Origin of the sequence: Bradyrhizobium lablabi (assembly GCF_001440475.1) — a bacterium.
GTDB lineage: Bacteria > Pseudomonadota > Alphaproteobacteria > Rhizobiales > Xanthobacteraceae > Bradyrhizobium > Bradyrhizobium lablabi.
This window is the reverse complement of sequence record NZ_LLYB01000123.1, coordinates 159,500-176,757: the sequence shown is the minus strand read 5'-3', so window position 1 is coordinate 176,757 and position 17,258 is coordinate 159,500. Positions and strand designations below refer to the sequence as shown.

Genomic DNA, 17,258 nt, shown 5'->3' with positions numbered 1-17,258 from the left:
GGACCCGAATCCACAAAAAACCCTGCGATTCCATGACCTCCGAACGTTACAACGCCCGTGATTCCGAGCCTCGCTGGCAGCGCCAGTGGGACGAAAAGGCGATCTTCGCCTCGAAAAACGACGATCCGCGGCCGAAATACTACGTGCTCGAGATGTTCCCTTACCCGTCGGGGCGCATCCATATCGGGCATGTCCGGAACTATACGCTCGGCGACGTGCTGGCGCGGTTCATGCGCGCCAAGGGCTTTAACGTGCTGCACCCGATGGGCTGGGACGCTTTCGGCCTGCCGGCGGAGAATGCCGCGATCGAGCGCAAGGTTGCGCCGAAGGCGTGGACCTATGACAACATCGCAGCGATGAAGAAGCAGTTGCGGTCGATCGGGCTGTCGCTCGACTGGTCACGCGAATTCGCGACCTGCGATCCCAGCTACTACAAGCATCAACAGAAGATGTTTTTAGACATGCTGCGCGCGGGCCTCGCCGAGCGCGAGAAGCGCAAGCTCAACTGGGATCCGGTCGACATGACCGTGCTCGCCAACGAGCAGGTGATCGACGGCCGCGGCTGGCGCTCGGGCGCTGTTGTCGAGCAGCGCGAAATGAGCCAGTGGGTCTTCAAGATCACGAAGTACTCGCAGGAATTACTAGACGCGCTGGACACGCTGGACCGCTGGCCCGACCGGGTGCGCGTCATGCAGCGCAACTGGATCGGCCGCAGCGAAGGCATGCTGGTGCGTTTCGCGCTCGATCCGGCAACTGCGCCGAATGGCGAGAACGAGCTGAAAGTTTTCACCACGCGACATGATACGCTGTTCGGCGCCAAATTCATGGCGATTGCAGCAGATCATCCGCTGGCGCAGGCCGCGGCTGCGAAGAACCCGAAGCTTGCGGAATTCATTGCCGAGGTCAAACGGATCGGCACCGCGCAGGAAATTATCGATACCGCCGAGAAGCAGGGTTTTGACACCGGCATCCGCGCAGTCCATCCGTTCGATTCCAACTGGAAGCTGCCGGTCTACGTCGCCAACTTCGTGCTGATGGAGTACGGCACCGGCGCGATCTTCGGCTGCCCGGCACACGACCAGCGCGACCTCGACTTCGTCAACAAATACGGGCTCGGCAACACCCCGGTGGTCTGTCCCGAAGGCCAGGACCCCAACAGCTTTGTGATCACCAATACCGCCTATGACGGTGAAGGCCGCATGATCAATTCCCGCTTCCTCGACGGCATGACCATCGAGCAGGCGAAGGAAGAGGTGGCGAAGCGGCTGGAAACCGAGGTCCGCGGCAATGCGCCGGTCGGCGAACGCAAGGTGAATTTCCGCCTGCGGGACTGGGGCATTTCGCGCCAGCGCTACTGGGGCTGCCCGATCCCGGTGATCCACTGCCCGAAATGCGATGTCGTGCCTGTCCCGGATAGCGACCTGCCGGTGGTGCTGCCGGAGGACGTGACCTTCGACAAACCCGGCAACGCACTCGACCATCATCCGACCTGGAAGCACGTCACCTGCCCGAAATGCGGCGGCAAGGCGCAGCGCGAAACCGACACGATGGATACCTTTGTCGATTCGGCATGGTATTTTGCACGCTTCACCGACCCCTGGAACGAGGCGGCCCCGACCACGCGTGCCGTCGTCGATCGGTTGATGCCGGTCGACCAGTACATCGGCGGTATCGAGCACGCGATCCTGCACCTGCTGTACGCCCGCTTTTTCACCCGCGCGATGAAGGCCACCGGCCACATCGCATTCGACGAGCCGTTTGCCGGTCAGTACGCCCAAGGCATGGTCGTGCACGAAACCTACCGGAAAGCGGATGGCGGCTGGGCTGCTCCGGCTGAAGTGAAGATCGAGAACGACCCGAATGGCCACCGCCACGCCGTTCTGATCGACACCGGCGAAGAAGTTACAATCGGCTCGATTGAAAAAATGTCGAAGTCAAAGCGCAACACGGTCGACCCCGACGACATCATCGCCACCTATGGCGCCGACGTCGCGCGCTGGTTCATGCTGTCGGATTCGCCACCCGACCGCGACGTGATCTGGAGCGACGAGCGCGTGCAGGGCGCCTCGCGCTTCGTGCAGCGGCTGTGGCGGCTGATCAACGAATCGGCCGAGATCGCAAAATCCGCCCCCGCTTCGCGGCCGGCGTCATTCGGCCCGGGAGCGCTCGCCCTGCGCAAGGCCGCCCACGGTGCACTCGACAAGGTCTCTACCGGGATTGAGCGGATTCACTTCAATGTCTGCCTCGCCCATATCCGCGAATTCACCAATGCCCTGGCCGAGGTGCTGGCCAAAGGCGTCCAGCCGGCGCCCGACGTCGCCTGGGCGATCCGGGAGGCCGCCGTCATCCTTGTTCAACTGGTTTCGCCCATGATGCCGCATCTGGCCGAGGAATGCTGGCAGGTCCTGGGGCAATCCGGGCTGATTTCGGAGGCCAACTGGCCCCAAATCGAACGCGATTTGCTGGTTGAAGACTCCGTGACGCTGGTAGTCCAGGTCAACGGCAAGAAACGGGGTGATGTTACCGTGCCACGGGTCGCCCAAAATCCGGAAATTGAGGCTGCCGTTTTGGCGCTCGATGCGGTAAAACTCGCTCTCGGCGGCAAGGCCGTTCGCAAGGTAATCGTAGTTCCCATGAGGATCGTGAATGTCGTTGGCTAAGACCCGGATCGCCGTTCGGCTCATCGCCGTCGCCGCTCTGGCGGCGCTCACGGCCGGCTGCTTCCAGCCGATGTATGCCGAACGTACCGACGGCACGCCCGGCTTGCGCGAAAAGCTGATGGGCGTGGAAGTCCCGCCGGTCGATAAGCCGAACGCGTCGCGTGAAGCCCGAATCCAGGTGGAGATCCGCAATGCGCTGGCGTTCAAGCTTTACGGCAACGCTACCGGCATGCCGCCGACCCATCGCCTGGTGCTGCGCTTCACTACCACCCGCAACTCGCTGATGATCGATCCCACCACCGCCCTGCCCTCGAGCGAAAACTATGGCATCGACGCGCAGTACAATCTGATCGACCTTGCCACCAACAAGTCGGTCATGACCGGCACGACCTTCTCGCGCGTGTCCTACGACATTCCGGGCAATCTGCAGCGCTTCGCTCGCGCCCGCGCCTTTCGCGACGCCGAGGATCGCGCCGCCAACGAGATCGCGGAAAACATTCAGACCCGGCTGGCCTCGTTCTTCTACGCCGGCACCTGACCGCCATTGGTCGCGCTCCGCGGAAAAGACATCGACGCTTTTCTCGCCCGGCCTGATGCCGGCCGCCCCATCATCCTGCTTTACGGTCCCGACGCCGGTCTGGTGCGCGAACGCGCCGATGCGTTGATTGCGTCGGCGGTCGACGACCCCAACGATCCCTTCTCGCTGGTGCGGCTCGACGGCGACGAGCTGGCGGCCGAGCCGTCGCGGCTGGTCGACGAGGCCATGACGATTCCGATGTTCGGCGGCCGGCGGGCGATCCGCGTGCGCGCCGGCTCCCGCAGTTTCGCCAGCGGCGTCGACACGCTGGCCGATTCGCCGGTGAAGGATTGCCGCATCGTGATCGAGGCCGGTGACCTGCGGCCGGAATCGCCGCTGCGCAAGGCCTGCGAGCGCGCCAAGACCGCGGTCGCCATCGCCTGCTATCCCGACACCGAGCGCGACCTTGCGAGACTGATCGACGAGGAATTGCGGACTTCGAATTTGCGCATCGCCGCCGATGCGCGTGCGGTCCTGATGTCGTTGCTCGGCGGCGACCGCCAGGCCTCGCGCAATGAACTGCGCAAGCTCGCGCTCTATTCCCACGGCAAGGGCGAGATCGGGCTCGACGATGTCATGACCGTCGTGTCCGACGCCTCCGAGCTGAAACTCGACCCAATCGTGGACGGCGCCTTTGCCGGCAAGCCGGACCTGGTCGAAGGCGAATTTGCCAAGGCGATGATCGCCGGCACCTATCCCGGCGTGATCATCTCCGCCGCACAGCGCCAGGCGGCGTGGCTGCACAAATCGGCGCTCGCGGTGGCTGAAGGCACGCCCGTCTCGACCCTGCTGGAAAGCGGATATCCGCGCCTGCACTTTTCGCGGAAGGGCGCCGTCGAAATCGCGCTGCGTAATTTCAGCGCGGCGCGACTGGCCGCCATCATCGATCAGCTCGGGACGGCCGCCCTCGACATGCGCAAGCAGGCCTCGCTGGCATCGGCCATCGGGCTGCGGACACTGCTCTCGATTGCCGCGAATGCGAAGCGGCGGGGGTGACATGTCGAAAGGGGCAGAAGACGCCGCAACGCTATGGCGCCCGGTCGGACCGGCCGAGTTGGAATTGATCCGAAAGAGTGGAATGCGGGCGTTCCCGCCACGGCTTCCGGAGCAGCCCATCTTCTACCCGGTGCTCTCAGAAGAATACGCGGTGAAGATCGCCCGCGACTGGAACGTCCCGGCCAGCGGCTCCGGTTACGTCACACGCTTTGAGGTACGTCGGGATTTTTTGGATAAATACGGCGTTCAGGAAGCCGGCGGCTCAGCCCATCTGGAGTATTGGATTCCGGCTGAGGAAATGGCCGCTTTCAACGAGGCGATCGTGGGCGAGATCGAAGTCATCCACGAATTTCGCTGAGGCCGCGCTGTCCGTCTTCCGTCATTGCGAGCGAAGCGAAGCAATCCATCGCGCCCCAAGCGGAGGAATGGAATGCTTCGTCGCTGTCGCTCCCTTGCGCAAACGCTTCGCGTTTGTCGCAGGCAATGACGCGGAGAGGCTTGTCACTTCCCCTTCTCCAGCCGCCGCATCACCTCGTCGAGTTGCTCGAGGTTGCGGTAGCTGATCTGAACCGAGCCGCCGGGGTCGCGGTGGTTGACGGTGACGGTGAGGCCGAGCGCATCGCTGACGCGCTTCTCCAGTGCGATCGTGTCGGGGTCCTTCGTCTTGCCGCCGCCCCTCGCCTTTTGCGGCTTGCGCTCCGGCACGCCTTCTTCATGGGCAAGCGCCTCGGTCTGCCGCACGTTGAGGCCTTCGGCGACGATGCGCTTCGCCGCGGCCAGCGGATCGGGCACGCCGATCAGCGCGCGAGCGTGACCGGCCGACAATTCGCCGCTTGAGATAAGGGCCTGCACTTCCGTCGGCAGTTTCGTCAGCCGCATCATGTTGGCGACGTGGCTGCGGCTCTTGCCGACTTCCTTGGCGATGTCTTCCTGGCTGCGTTTGAATTCGTCGGCCAGCGCGTGATAGCCCTGCGCCTCTTCCATCGCATTGAGGTCTTCACGCTGCACGTTCTCGATGATCATGATCTCGAGCGCGTCAGAGTCGCTGACTTCGATCGGGACGATCGGCACCTCGTGCAGGCTGGCGAGTTGCGCGGCGCGCCAGCGCCGTTCGCCGGCGATGATCTCGTAGCGGTCCTGCGCGCCCTTCACCGGGCGGACCACGATCGGCTGGATCACGCCATGCTGCTTGACGGAGGCCGCAAGCTCGCCGAGCTCGGCATCGGAAAAGGTCCGGCGCGGGTTGCGCGGATTCGGTTTCAGAAACTCGATCGGCACCTTGCGCTGGTTGCGTGGCCGTTCGGCGTGCGCGGCCTCGCCACCGACATCCCCGATCAGACTTGCGAGGCCACGGCCCAGTCGCGAACCTGTTTTGTCGGCCATCGCCGCCAACTCCCTAGGATTCACTTAAGCTACTCCGGAACTGAATTCGGTTACTTGTAGGGTGGGCAAAGCGAAGCGTGCCCACCGATTGTCGCGACAAACAATGGTGGGCACGGCGAAGACGCCTTTGCCCACCCTGCGATTCCTGACTAATGCCTCAGCTCGCGCTCGCGCTGGATCACTTCCGTTGCCAGCTTCAGGTACGCTTCACTGCCGACGCATTTGAGATCGTAGACCAGCACCGGCTTGCCGTAGGACGGCGCCTCGGAGATGCGCACGTTACGGGGAATCATGGTGTCATAGACCTTGCCGCCCATGAACTGCCTGACGTCGGCGACCACCTGGTTCGACAGGTTGTTGCGCGAGTCGAACATGGTCAGCACGATGCCGTGGATCGACAGGTTCGGATTGAGCGTCGAGCGCACCTGCTCCACCGTCTGCAGCAATTGCGACAGACCTTCGAGCGCGAAGAATTCACATTGCAACGGCACCAGGATCGCATCCGACGCCGCCATCGCGTTGACGGTGAGAAGATTCAGCGACGGCGGACAATCGATCAGCACATAGGTGTAGTCGGTGTCCGGCGCGGCGTTCTTGTTCAACGCCGCGATCGCGTCGCGCAGGCGGAAGGCGCGGCCGGGCGTCGTGCCGAGTTCGAGCTCGAGGCCCGACAGATCCATGGTCGAGGAGGCGATGTGCAGCCGCGGCACCGCGGTGGCAACCACCGCATCACGCAGCGGCGCTTCGCCGATCAGCACGTCATAGGTCGAGCAGCTGCGGTTGCGGCGATCGATGCCGAGACCGGTAGAGGCGTTGCCCTGCGGATCGAGGTCGACGATCAGGACGCGCTCGCCAATTGCCGCGAGCGCGGTACCCAGATTGATTGCCGTGGTCGTTTTGCCCACGCCGCCCTTCTGATTCGCGAGCGATAGGATGCGTGGATGGGGCGGTGGGGTTTGATCTCTATCTTCTTGATATAACTGGTCTAATTCGCTCATGCCCGATCGCCATGTGTGATCGCGGAGGGGTTGCGCCGCTCGATCCGATCGAGTTCGACGATCCAGCCGTGCCCGCCCGTGCGGCTGGAATGGAGTCGCGGTTGAATATTCCAATATTTAGTGGCTTCGGTCAATTCAGCCTCTACATCTTGGCCCTTGAGGAACAACGCTTTCGCGCCGCTGCTCACAAACGGCTCCGCGAAGCCGACGAGCTGATGTAATGGAGCCAGCGCTCGCGCAGTGACGCAATCAACGCGACTTCCAATTCTATCCACAATATCCCCGATTCCCGCCAAATGCACGGTCGCAGACGCAGAAGTTACGCGAACTGCCTCGCGCAGGAAGGCCGCTTTTTTGGCGTTGCGCTCGACCAAATGGACATTGGCGCCGGGTGTTTCTGCCAGCGCGCAGGCCAGCACCACGCCAGGGAAACCGCCGCCGCTGCCGAGATCGACCCAGGTCTTGGCCGATGGAACCAGACTCAAAAGCTGGAGCGAATCGGAGACGTGCCGCGTCCACAGATTCGGAAGCGTCGATGGCGCCACCAGATTCGTTTTGATCTGCCACTCCAGAAGCAAGGCGACGTAGCGATCGAGCCGCGCCTCCGTTTCGGATGAAACGGGGGTGAGGGCTAGGCCAGTGGCCTTGTCGGAGAGCAGGGGCGAGGAGAGGGTGTGAGCGGCGGCTTTCGCCATGGCGGTCCCGTTGGGCGGCTCGAATGGGTGAAGCGAAGCGATACCCGTCAATTGCTCGCGTGCGGAAGATGGCTATCGCTCCACCCATCCCACATCAACGTTTCACGTGAAACAGATTCTTAAGTCGTCACCTTCGCGTTCTTCCGCCGCGCTTCGCGCCGGAGATAGGCCGCCAGAATTCCCAGCGCCGCCGGCGTCAATCCGTCGAGCCGACCCGCCTGCCCCACGGTCCGTGGCTGCGCTGCCTGAAGCTTTGACCGCGCCTCGTTCGAAAGCCCGGGCACATCGGCATAGTCGATGCCGGTCAGGACCAGGCCCTCGTCACGACGGAAGGCATCGACGTCGGCAGTCTGGCGCTTGAGGTAGACATCGTATTTGGCGTCGATCTCAAGATGGACGGCGATCGACGGATCGATGACCGAGAGCTCCGGCCAGATCCCTCGCAGGGTCGTCCACTCGATTTCTGGATAGGCCAGCAGCTCGAATGCCGATCGGCGATGGCCGTCGCGGTTGAGTGCGAGGCCATACTTGGCCGCTTCGTTCGGAGTGATGGCCAGCGACCTGGCCAAAGCCTTGGCAGCTTCCAACGCAGCCATCTTCTCGCGATGCCGCTGCGAACGCGCCTGCCCTACGCAGCCCAGAGCGATGCCCTTGTCGGTCAGACGCTGGTCGGCGTTATCAGCCCGAAGAGTCAGACGGTACTCCGCCCGCGAGGTGAACATCCGGTACGGCTCGGTGATCCCGCGGGTCACGAGGTCGTCGATCATCACCCCGAGATAGCCGTCGGCGCGATCGAACACGGTCGGCTCGGCGCCGCCAGCCATCAGTGCGGCGTTCAGGCCGGCGACGATCCCTTGCGCCGCCGCCTCCTCGTATCCGGTCGTGCCATTGATCTGCCCGGCCAGAAAGAGACCCGGCAGACGCTTGGTCTGCAAGGTCGGGTCCAGCTCCCGCGGATCGACATGGTCGTATTCGATGGCGTAGCCCGGCCGGACCATCTTCACCCGCTCAAGTCCGGGAATGGTGGCGAGGATCGCGAGTTGGACTTCCTCCGGCAGCGAGGTCGAGATGCCGTTGGGATAGACCGTGGAGTCGTCGAGCCCTTCGGGCTCCAGGAAGATCTGGTGCCCATCGCGATCGCCAAAGCGGACGATCTTGTCCTCGATCGAGGGACAATAGCGCGGACCGCTGCTCTTGATCTGACCGGAATACATCGGGGAGCGATGGACGTTGGCCCGGATCACCTCATGGGTCGCCGGCGTCGTCCGCGTGATGCCGCACTGGATCTGCGGCGTCGTGATCCGGTCCGTCATGACCGAGAACGGCTCCGGCGGATCGTCTCCGGGCTGCATCTCCACGGCGGACCAGTCGATCGACGTGCCATCGAGCCGTGGCGGCGTACCGGTCTTCAACCGTCCCAGCGTAAATCCGGCACGCTCAAAGGACGTCGAAAGTCCCATCGCCGGCGCCTCGCCGACGCGGCCGGCGGGCCAGTTCTTTTCGCCGAGATGGATGAGACCCCGCAGGAAAGTGCCGGTCGTAATAACGACCGCGCCGGCCGCGAGCTCGCGCCCATCCCCCAGTCGAACACCCCTCACCCGGCCGTTCGAAACGATCAGCTCATCCGCCTCGCCTTCGATCACGCCGAGGTTTGCAGTCTCCCGGATCGCGGTCTGCATCGCCGCAGCATAAAGTTTTCGGTCTGCCTGGGCGCGCGGACCGCGGACTGCCGGACCCTTGCGACCGTTCAGCATCCGAAACTGGATGCCGCCGGCATCGGCCACCCGACCCATCAGACCGTCCAGGGCATCGACTTCGCGGACCAGATGGCCCTTGCCGAGACCGCCGATGGCGGGATTGCAGGACATCGCCCCGATCGTCGCAAAGCGATGGGTCAGCAGAGCGGCCTTCGCGCCCATGCGCGCAGCCGCGCTCGCAGCCTCGCAGCCGGCGTGGCCGCCACCGATGACGATGACGTCGAAGGAGTCCGCTTCGGAAATCATGCCGGGACTTCTATCGCGGAGTTGGAAAACCCGGAAGTGAAGTTTTGAGGAGTCTTTGTTTCACGTGAAACATCGCCCACGCCCCGATCTGTTTCACGTGAAACATGGATAAGGAAGTCTTACTTACCTACACAGAACTCCCGGAAGATGACGTCCAGGATGTCCTCGACGTCTACGCGCCCCAACAGTCGACCCAGCGAGTGGGCCGCCGTGCGCAATTCTTCTGCCGCCAATTCTTCGCCCTCCCCGACTACCGTGAGGCAGCGGCGCAATCCGGCGGCGACGTCCTCCAATAACTTCCGCTGCCGGGTCCGGCCGATCAATCCGCTCTCGCTGCCACCAAAGTAGGTTTGGGCGAACTCGACCAGGGCACTGATCAGCTCCAGCACGCCATCCCCCCGGCTCGCCGAAATCTGAAAGCTTCCCTGCCCCGGCCCCTCGGCCAATGGCCGACCCGCCGCCCCAAGATCGATCTTGTTTCGCACCTTCCAGATTGGCGCGCTCCCGTCGTGATCGATCGCCGCCTGCGAAGAGTCGGAGAGCCACAGCACGAGATCCGCATCCGCTGCACGAGCCCGGGCGCGGCGAACGCCCTCCTGCTCCACCGGGTCGTCAGTCTCACGAATGCCTGCGGTGTCAATCACGGTCACCGGATAGCCGTCGAGATCGAGCTGCACCTCGATGACGTCGCGCGTGGTGCCGGCATGCGGCGACACGATCGCGACCTCGCGACGCGCGAGCTGATTCATCAGCGTCGACTTGCCGACATTCGGCGGGCCGGCGATCGCGACGACGAGGCCATCGCGAAGCCGCTCGCTCCGCCCCTGCCCCGCCAGGACCTCCTCGATCTCGAACAGAAGTGCTTTGACCTTTGCCAGCGCTGGCGCGATCAACTCTGCCGGCACGTCGCCCTCATCCGAGAAATCGATGCCCGCCTCGATCAAGGCAGACGCCTCGATGATCCGCGCACGCCAGTCGCGCGCCCGGTCGCCAAGCAATCCCTTCAGTTGACGCAACGCCTGGTGCCGCTGCCGATCGGTGTCGGCGTGGATGAGATCGTCGAGGCCTTCGGCTTCGGTGAGATCGAGCTTGCCGTTCTCGAAAGCGCGGCGCGTAAATTCGCCAGGCTCGGCGCTACGAACATCAGCGAATGCGGACAGCGCCGCGAACAAAGCGGCCAGCACCGCACGTCCGCCGTGGACGTGAAACTCGGCGACGTCTTCGCCCGTCGCGTTGGCCGGACCTGGAAACCAAAGCACCACGGCATCGTCGATCGGCCGCTGGCCGACATCCCGTAGCAAGGCGCGGGTCGCCATTCGCGGTGGCGGCAATTTGCCGGCAAGGGTCGTTACGATCCTTCCGGCCTGCGGACCCGAAACCCGTACCAAGGCGATCGCGCTCGGTGGCCGGCCTGATGACAACGCAAAGATAGTCTGATCCCGCGGATGCATGGCCTATTTGCGCGGGAGGTTTTGAAAAGGCAACGCGATTCAAACTCGAGGCCTGAACGCACTGGCGATACCGTTAGCAGAAGCGGCAAAAATGCTGTGAAATCCAGCGAGGTACCCTGCCCCAAACCCCGAGCAGAACTAAATAGTATAAAATTCAATACCTTATATGGTTAACCAATCGCTAAAGCCGATTTTTCATGCTGCACCGCAATGGAACGGCCGCCGCAACATGAAAAAGGGCGCCCCGCGGTGCGAGGCGCCCTCCCCTAAGCTTTACTTTGGCGGCTCAGGTATTCATGGAGTCGAAGAACTCCGAGTTGTTCTTGGTGTTGCGGAGCTTGTCGAGCAGGAAGTCGATCGCATCCATCGTGCCCATCGGATTGAGGATCCGGCGCAGCACGTACATCTTCTTCAGGAGCTGCGGATCGGTGATCAGCTCTTCCTTGCGCGTGCCGGAGCGCGAGATGTCGATCGCCGGGAAGGTCCGCTTGTCCGAGACCTTGCGATCGAGGATCAGTTCGGAGTTACCGGTACCCTTGAATTCTTCGAAGATGACTTCGTCCATTCGGCTGCCGGTATCGACCAGCGCAGTCGCGATGATCGTGAGCGAACCGCCCTCCTCGATGTTGCGCGCGGCGCCGAAGAATCGCTTCGGCCGCTGCAACGCGTTGGCGTCGACACCGCCGGTCAGCACCTTGCCGGATGACGGCACCACGGTGTTGTAGGCGCGACCCAGACGCGTGATCGAGTCCAAGAGGATCACGACGTCGCGGCCGTGCTCGACCAGGCGCTTGGCTTTCTCGATCACCATCTCGGCGACCTGGACGTGACGCACGGCGGGTTCGTCGAAGGTCGACGACACCACCTCGCCCTTCACCGAGCGCTGCATGTCAGTGACTTCTTCCGGACGTTCGTCGATCAGAAGCACGATCAGATAGCATTCGGGATGATTGGCGGTGATGGAGTGCGCGATGTTCTGCATCAGCACCGTCTTGCCGGTGCGCGGCGGCGCGACGATCAGCGCGCGCTGGCCTTTGCCGATGGGAGCGACGATGTCGATCACTCTTGCAGAGAGGTCTTTTCGCGTCGGGTCTTCGAGTTCGAGGCGGAAGCGCTGGTCCGGAAACAGCGGCGTCAGATTGTCGAAATTGACCTTGTGCTTGGACTTTTCCGGATCTTCGAAATTGAGTGTGTTGACCTTGAGCAGCGCGAAATAGCGTTCGCCTTCCTTCGGGCTGCGGATGTGGCCTTCGATGGTGTCGCCGGTGCGAAGGCCGAAGCGGCGGATCTGCGATGGCGAGACGTAGATGTCGTCGGGGCCGGGCAGGTAGTTGGCATCAGGCGAGCGCAGAAAGCCGAAGCCGTCGGAGAGAACCTCGACGACGCCTTCGCCGATGATGTCGATTTCCTGAATCGCGAGCTGCTTGAGAATGGCGAACATCAGCTCCTGCTTGCGCATGGTGCTGGCATTCTCGACCCCGCTCTCTTCGGCGAACGTGACGAGCTCGGCCGGCGTTTTCGATTTGAGGTCTTGGAGTTTCATTTCCCGCATTGGGGTGGTCCTGTGGAGTGTCTTTTGAGAAGGGGTGCGAGGTGGCTTTAGAAAAAAGCGGACACGAAAAATGGAAGGTCCGCAGGTCTAAGCAAGGAAAGCGCCGGGTGAGGCTTCAAACCTGATGCGGCGGCCGGTCTCCAATGAAGAAACCGGAACGCAGCCACATCCGCCTGCGTGGGGTGGGATTTCGATAATATAGAAAATCGGCCGCCGCTTCGCAAGCAGATGAGAAACGGTCGAACCTGCGAAAAGCTGTCCTAGAACGGCTTGACGATCACCAGGATGACGATGAAGATCATCAGGACGGTCGGCACCTCATTGATAATACGATAGAATTTCTGGCTTCTGGTATTCCGGTCGGCGGCGAAATCCTTGACCCAGCGGACAAAAAACCCGTGGACGCCGGACAGGATGAGCACCAGCGTCAGCTTGGCGTGAAACCAGCCGTACCGGTACCAATCTCCGCTCCAGACCAGATAAAGCCCGGCCAGCCAGGTGACGATCATCGCGGGATTGATGATCGCCTTCAGCAAGCGCCTTTCCATCACCTTGAAAGTCTCGGACTGCTTCGATCCGACCTCGGCCTCGCAATGATAGACGAACAGCCGCGGCAGATAGAGCATGCCGGCCATCCACGAGATGACGGCAATCACATGCAGCGCCTTTATCCAGGGATACGCCGTGAGGATGGTGAACTCGTACATTGCAGTCGCCCCGACCTTGCTCGCCCTGGAACGTTGGGATCATCCCGGCGTTGCCGCAGAAGCTCTGCCAGCCGAGGACGCAAGACATATCCGCAAAGCTCCGCTTCTCTAAACTAATAATTTTAGAATCTTAGGTTTGAGTCTAAGTGACGGTGATTTGGACTCACACAAAACCGTCCCGCCTTTTTGCGCGGCTTGTTCACATCCATCACCAATTTTGGCCAGGCACCGGATCGTCCGGATAACGCCACTTGCATCAATCGCTTGCGATGTTTTGTGGTCAGCTTATGAAGAGACAAATCCACATCTTCTCACTATCATTGCCGCGAGGCGGTGGGACTTGTCCTCGCGTGAGGCCCTGTGAAGAAACCAAGGGTTATCCCTGAGGCGACGATCCAGGGCCTGATGTCAGGGTTAAGCTCCACAGGATTCACAGGAATACACAGGGGTTCTGGTGCCCACGACTGGCAACTATTTTCATCTTCATCTGGTCTCGGATTCGACCGGCGAGACGCTGATCACAGTGGCGCGCGCGGTCGCTGCGCAGTACGCCAACGTGACCGCAGTCGAGCATGTCTATCCGCTGGTGCGCAGCCAGAAGCAGCTCGACCGCGTGCTCGACGAGATCGAGGAGGCGCCGGGCATCGTGCTCTTCACGCTGCTGGAAAAAGATCTGGTCGGCCGGCTCGAAGCCAAGTGCAGGGACATCAACATCCCGAGCCTCTCAATCATTGGGCCGGTGATGCAACTGTTCGAGGCTTATCTCGGCGCGGCAACGACGGGCAGGGTAGGGGCCCAGCACGTTCTGAACGCGGAATATTTCAAGCGCATCGACGCGTTGAACTACACCATGATGCACGATGACGGACAGCACGTCGAAGGCCTCGAGGAGGCCGACGTGGTCCTGGTCGGCGTGTCCCGCACCTCTAAGACGCCGACCTCGATCTATCTCGCCAACCGCGGGGTGCGTACCGCGAACGTGCCGCTAGTGCCGGGCATTCCGCTGCCGCACCAGCTTGAGACATTGAAGAAGCCATTGGTCGTCAGCCTGCATGCCACGCCGGAGCGGTTGATCCAGGTCCGGCAAAACCGTCTGCTGAGCATGGGCGCCGATACCCCCAATGATGATTACATCGATCGTCAGTCCGTGGCCGATGAAGTGGCGTATGCGCGGAAGCTGAGTGCCAAATTCAGTTGGGCGCAGCTCGACGTCACGCGACGCTCGATCGAGGAGACTGCCGCCGCAGTGCTGAAGCTATTCACCGATCGACAGCGGCAGCGGCTGCCGGAATGAAGCTGATACGATGACGATCTGGCGCGAAAAAGATCTGCTGATTCTGGCTTCGCAGAGCCGAGCACGGCAAACGCTGCTCGCCAACGCCGGCATTCCGTTCAAGGCCGTTCCTGCCGATATCGACGAGCGAGCGCTGCAGACCAATTCCGGCCTTTCGTCGCCTGGCGAGATTGCGGGCCTGCTGGCACGCGAAAAGGCGCAGTTCGTGTCATCAAAAAATCCCGGCCGCTATGTCGTCGGCGCCGATCAGACCCTGGCTTTGGGAAGCCGGCTGTTGAGCAAGCCGGCGGGCCGCGCGCAGGCTGCCGATCAATTGCGCCTGCTGGCCGGCCATACGCACGAGCTGCATTCCGCCGTTGCGGTTGCCCACAACGGCAAGATAGGGTTTTGCGATGTCAGCGTCGCCAGAATGACGATGCGGCGTTTGAGCGACAGCGAAATCGAAAACTATCTTGATCAAGCGGGTGAGGCGGTCACGACCAGTGTCGGCGCCTATCAGCTCGAAGGGCTGGGCGTGCATCTGTTCGAACGCATCGAGGGCGACCATTTCACCATTCTCGGCCTGCCGCTGTTGCCGCTACTGGCATTCCTGCGCGGCGAGGGCCTGCTCAATGTCTAGAACGGAAACGGCGATCTGAATGCGTATTCTCGGACTGACCGGCTCGATCGGGATGGGAAAATCCACCACCGCAAAGCTGTTCGTCGAGGCAGGCGTGCCGGTTTACGACGCCGATGCCGCCGTTCACAAAATCTATGAAGGCGAGGCGGCGCCGGCGATCGAGGCGGCATTTCCCGGTACGACCGTCGGCGGCAAGGTCGACCGCGCCAAATTGTCCGCCAAGGTGGTGCATGATCCCGCCGCCATCAAGCAGCTCGAGGGAATCGTTCACCCGATGCTCGGCGCATCCCGCCAGAAATTTCTCGATGAGGCCGAACGCGCCGGCGCGCCGGTGGTGGTGATGGACATCCCGCTGTTGTTCGAAACCGGTGGCGAGAAACGCGTCGATGCCGTCGTCGTGGTGTCCACCGATGCGGCGACCCAGCGCGAACGGATCCTGGCGCGCGGCACCATGACCAATGAGGCGCTCGACGCCATTCTGGCGCGGCAATTGCCCGACGCCGAAAAGCGCAAGCGCGCGGATTTCGTGGTGGATACCTCGCATGGACTTGACCCGGTGCGGACCGCCATCCGCGACATTCTGGCCGAGGTCGTTAAGATGCCGCAGCGGCGAGCTTGATTCGCCTCAAAGCTGCGGTTCCCGAAATCCATGCGTGAAATCGTTCTCGATACCGAAACCACAGGCCTCGACCCGCTGCGCGGCGACCGGCTGGTCGAGATCGGCTGCATCGAAATCTTCAATCGCATGCCGACGGGGCAGACATTTCACCGCTACATCAATCCTGAGCGCGACATGCCGGCCGAAGCATTCAACGTGCACGGCCTGTCCACCGAGTTCCTCGCCAGCAAGCCGCTGTTCACCGAGGTGGTTGAAGAGTTCCTGGAATTCATCGGCGATGCGCCGCTGGTGATTCACAACGCCTCGTTCGACATCAGCTTCATCAATGCCGAGCTCGATCGCATCAAGCGGCAGCCGATCTTGCGGGAGCGGCTGGTCGATACGCTGCTGCTGGCGCGGCGCAAGCATCCGGGCGTGTCGAACCGGCTCGACGACCTCTGTTCGCGTTATTCGATCGACAATTCCCGCCGCACCAAGCACGGCGCGTTGCTGGACGCCGAACTCCTGGCCGAGGTTTATATCGACCTGATCGGGGCGCGGCAGTCGCAGCTGATCCTGGCGTCGGAAACCCGCGTCACGATTACCAGCGGAGCAGGCGATACGCCACGCCGGCAGCGCGATGTGCCGCTGGCGCCGCGAATCACCGACGCGGACCGCGAGGCCCATCGCGCCTTTGTCGCCACCTTGGGCGACAAGCCGATCTGGAACGATTTTCTGCTGGCCGCCGGCTAATTCAGGCGACCATCTCGCATCCCCGAGCGCCGCAAAGCAGGGCTTACCCTACTTTGCATGGGGTTGTTTTCGCGATTTTGTTTTGCGCGCCGTCTTTGCCCGGTCAGCTCGGCTTCGCGCCGGAAGCGGCCTGCGCCGCAGCCTGCCGCTCCATGTTCTGGCGGTACAGGCCGACGAAATCGACGGGATCGAGCATCAGGGGCGGGAAGCCGCCATCGCGCACGGCGGTTGCGATGATCTCGCGCGCGAACGGGAACAGCAGCCGCGGGCATTCGATCATGACCAGCGGATGAAGCTGTTCCTGCGGCACGTTGACGATGCGGAACACGCCCGCATAGGCGAGTTCGAAGCTGAACATCACCTTGCCGCCATTTTCAGCTTTGCCCTCAATCGAGAGCGTCACTTCGAACTCGTTTTGCGCGAGATTGTTCGCCGCAACGTTGATCTGGATGTTGATCGCCGGCTGCTGCTGTTGCGGCGCGAGCGAGGAGGGCGCGTTCGGATTCTCGAACGACAGGTCCTTGGTGTATTGGGCCAGCACATTGAGCTGGGGAGGGGCCTGCTCGGAAGGCGCGCCGTTGCCGTTGGTCATGAAAATCTCTCCTGAAGCGCTCGCGAGCGCGGCCCGGGTTCGTCTGAATGCGTTTTCCGGAGCGAGTGGCTATCATAGCCCCGGCTCGTTCCACAAGGACGACGCTTCGCCGGCGGAGCTGCCCGGCCGTCAATTGTGGCGGATATGCCTAATACCGCCTCGCCGAGGCTCAATACGCGCCCTAAATTATTGAAGATGCGTGATTTCCGGGCACGATCGGGTTTCCCCTCGCGGCCAAAACGCGCTACAATTACCCCGCGCCAAAACGCGCCATTGGCCGGGCTTAGTTTCATGCCTACATGCAGCAGTCTCAATCGATGATGTAATCTCCCGTTCCCAGGGGAAACTCGCAAGAGAACCTCTCATCAGGGAACGCTCGA

The 17,258-nt window shown here is 62.3% G+C and carries 16 protein-coding genes; 8 read left to right on the top strand and 8 right to left on the bottom strand.

Annotation, left to right across the window (positions count from 1 at the left end; genetic code table 11):
* Positions 1–32 precede the first annotated feature (32 nt).
* The 4 genes from leuS to CQ14_RS34740 are packed head-to-tail and all read left to right on the top strand — an operon-like array spanning position 33 to position 4,591.
* A complete protein-coding gene (gene leuS / locus CQ14_RS34755) occupies positions 33–2,660 on the top strand; it encodes a leucine--tRNA ligase (protein WP_057862258.1) in 2,628 nt (875 codons plus the stop codon).
* Positions 2,647–3,198 (top strand): LPS assembly lipoprotein LptE, encoded by a 552-nt coding sequence (lptE, locus tag CQ14_RS34750; protein ID WP_057862257.1) that lies wholly within the window; start codon positions 2,647–2,649, stop codon positions 3,196–3,198. The genes leuS and lptE overlap by 14 nt, the downstream gene beginning before the upstream one ends.
* Positions 3,199–3,204: 6 nt before the next feature.
* A complete protein-coding gene (gene holA / locus CQ14_RS34745; protein WP_057862256.1) occupies positions 3,205–4,233 on the top strand; it encodes a DNA polymerase III subunit delta in 1,029 nt (342 codons plus the stop codon).
* Between the two features lies 1 nt (position 4,234).
* Positions 4,235–4,591, top strand: a complete 357-nt coding sequence (locus CQ14_RS34740; protein ID WP_057862255.1) for a hypothetical protein — start codon at positions 4,235–4,237, stop codon at positions 4,589–4,591.
* A gap of 143 nt (positions 4,592–4,734) precedes the next feature.
* Here CQ14_RS34740 and CQ14_RS34735 read toward each other — a convergent pair whose 3' ends face one another.
* The 7 genes from CQ14_RS34735 to hemJ all read right to left on the bottom strand — a co-directional run bounded on the left by CQ14_RS34735 (position 4,735) and on the right by hemJ (position 13,022).
* Complete coding sequence (locus tag CQ14_RS34735) at positions 4,735–5,616, bottom strand: ParB/RepB/Spo0J family partition protein (protein ID WP_057862254.1); 882 nt, start codon at positions 5,614–5,616, stop codon at positions 4,735–4,737.
* Between the two features lie 149 nt (positions 5,617–5,765).
* A complete protein-coding gene (locus CQ14_RS34730; RefSeq protein ID WP_057834508.1) occupies positions 5,766–6,614 on the bottom strand; it encodes a ParA family protein in 849 nt (282 codons plus the stop codon).
* Positions 6,611–7,309, bottom strand: a complete 699-nt coding sequence (gene rsmG, locus CQ14_RS34725; RefSeq protein ID WP_057862253.1) for a 16S rRNA (guanine(527)-N(7))-methyltransferase RsmG — start codon at positions 7,307–7,309, stop codon at positions 6,611–6,613. Before rsmG ends, CQ14_RS34730 begins: the two co-directional genes overlap by 4 nt.
* 119 nt (positions 7,310–7,428) lie before the next feature.
* Positions 7,429–9,312 (bottom strand): tRNA uridine-5-carboxymethylaminomethyl(34) synthesis enzyme MnmG, encoded by a 1,884-nt coding sequence (gene mnmG, locus CQ14_RS34720; RefSeq protein ID WP_057862252.1) that lies wholly within the window; start codon positions 9,310–9,312, stop codon positions 7,429–7,431.
* Between the two features lie 119 nt (positions 9,313–9,431).
* Complete coding sequence (gene mnmE, locus CQ14_RS34715; protein WP_057862251.1) at positions 9,432–10,763, bottom strand: tRNA uridine-5-carboxymethylaminomethyl(34) synthesis GTPase MnmE; 1,332 nt, start codon at positions 10,761–10,763, stop codon at positions 9,432–9,434.
* A 286-nt stretch (positions 10,764–11,049) separates the two neighbouring features.
* Positions 11,050–12,315 carry a transcription termination factor Rho gene (gene rho, locus CQ14_RS34710; protein ID WP_057834504.1) on the bottom strand — a complete coding sequence of 422 codons (1,266 nt, stop codon included), beginning with the start codon at positions 12,313–12,315 and terminating at the stop codon, positions 11,050–11,052.
* Positions 12,316–12,575: 260 nt separating this feature from the next.
* Entirely contained in the window at positions 12,576–13,022 is a 447-nt protein-coding gene (hemJ, locus tag CQ14_RS34705) for a protoporphyrinogen oxidase HemJ (protein ID WP_057862250.1), read from the bottom strand.
* Positions 13,023–13,476: 454 nt separating this feature from the next.
* Here hemJ and CQ14_RS34700 point away from each other — a divergent pair, with 454 nt between their 5' ends.
* From CQ14_RS34700 to dnaQ, 4 genes are read left to right on the top strand one after another with little or no spacing between them, the layout of a single operon-like run.
* Positions 13,477–14,316: a pyruvate, water dikinase regulatory protein gene (locus CQ14_RS34700; protein ID WP_057834502.1), complete on the top strand. Its 840-nt coding sequence runs from the start codon at positions 13,477–13,479 to the stop codon at positions 14,314–14,316.
* A 10-nt stretch (positions 14,317–14,326) separates the two neighbouring features.
* Positions 14,327–14,935 carry a Maf family protein gene (locus CQ14_RS34695; protein WP_057862249.1) on the top strand — a complete coding sequence of 203 codons (609 nt, stop codon included), beginning with the start codon at positions 14,327–14,329 and terminating at the stop codon, positions 14,933–14,935.
* Positions 14,936–14,954: 19 nt separating this feature from the next.
* Positions 14,955–15,554, top strand: coding sequence for a dephospho-CoA kinase (gene coaE, locus CQ14_RS34690; RefSeq protein WP_057862248.1), 600 nt, complete (start codon positions 14,955–14,957; stop codon positions 15,552–15,554).
* 30 nt (positions 15,555–15,584) lie between these two features.
* Positions 15,585–16,286: a DNA polymerase III subunit epsilon gene (dnaQ, locus tag CQ14_RS34685; RefSeq protein WP_057862247.1), complete on the top strand. Its 702-nt coding sequence runs from the start codon at positions 15,585–15,587 to the stop codon at positions 16,284–16,286.
* A gap of 103 nt (positions 16,287–16,389) precedes the next feature.
* Here the strand turns inward: dnaQ and secB are convergent, their stop codons facing one another.
* A complete protein-coding gene (gene secB, locus CQ14_RS34680; RefSeq protein WP_057862246.1) occupies positions 16,390–16,878 on the bottom strand; it encodes a protein-export chaperone SecB in 489 nt (162 codons plus the stop codon).
* Positions 16,879–17,258: the final 380 nt, after the last annotated feature.

Excerpts from the sequence above, each read along its gene's own strand:
- leuS (WP_057862258.1), top strand. The coding sequence starts at position 33 with ATGACCTCCGAACGTTACAACGCCCGTGATTCCGAGCCTCGCTGGCAG.
- lptE (WP_057862257.1), top strand. The coding sequence starts at position 2,647 with ATGTCGTTGGCTAAGACCCGGATCGCCGTTCGGCTCATCGCCGTCGCC.
- CQ14_RS34740 (WP_057862255.1), top strand. The coding sequence starts at position 4,235 with ATGTCGAAAGGGGCAGAAGACGCCGCAACGCTATGGCGCCCGGTCGGA.
- CQ14_RS34735 (WP_057862254.1), bottom strand. The coding sequence starts at position 5,616 with ATGGCCGACAAAACAGGTTCGCGACTGGGCCGTGGCCTCGCAAGTCTG.
- CQ14_RS34730 (WP_057834508.1), bottom strand. The coding sequence starts at position 6,614 with ATGAGCGAATTAGACCAGTTATATCAAGAAGATAGAGATCAAACCCCA.
- rsmG (WP_057862253.1), bottom strand. The coding sequence starts at position 7,309 with ATGGCGAAAGCCGCCGCTCACACCCTCTCCTCGCCCCTGCTCTCCGAC.
- mnmG (WP_057862252.1), bottom strand. The coding sequence starts at position 9,312 with ATGATTTCCGAAGCGGACTCCTTCGACGTCATCGTCATCGGTGGCGGC.
- mnmE (WP_057862251.1), bottom strand. The coding sequence starts at position 10,763 with ATGCATCCGCGGGATCAGACTATCTTTGCGTTGTCATCAGGCCGGCCA.
- rho (WP_057834504.1), bottom strand. The coding sequence starts at position 12,315 with ATGCGGGAAATGAAACTCCAAGACCTCAAATCGAAAACGCCGGCCGAG.
- hemJ (WP_057862250.1), bottom strand. The coding sequence starts at position 13,022 with ATGTACGAGTTCACCATCCTCACGGCGTATCCCTGGATAAAGGCGCTG.
- CQ14_RS34695 (WP_057862249.1), top strand. The coding sequence starts at position 14,327 with ATGACGATCTGGCGCGAAAAAGATCTGCTGATTCTGGCTTCGCAGAGC.
- coaE (WP_057862248.1), top strand. The coding sequence starts at position 14,955 with ATGCGTATTCTCGGACTGACCGGCTCGATCGGGATGGGAAAATCCACC.
- dnaQ (WP_057862247.1), top strand. The coding sequence starts at position 15,585 with ATGCGTGAAATCGTTCTCGATACCGAAACCACAGGCCTCGACCCGCTG.
- secB (WP_057862246.1), bottom strand. The coding sequence starts at position 16,878 with ATGACCAACGGCAACGGCGCGCCTTCCGAGCAGGCCCCTCCCCAGCTC.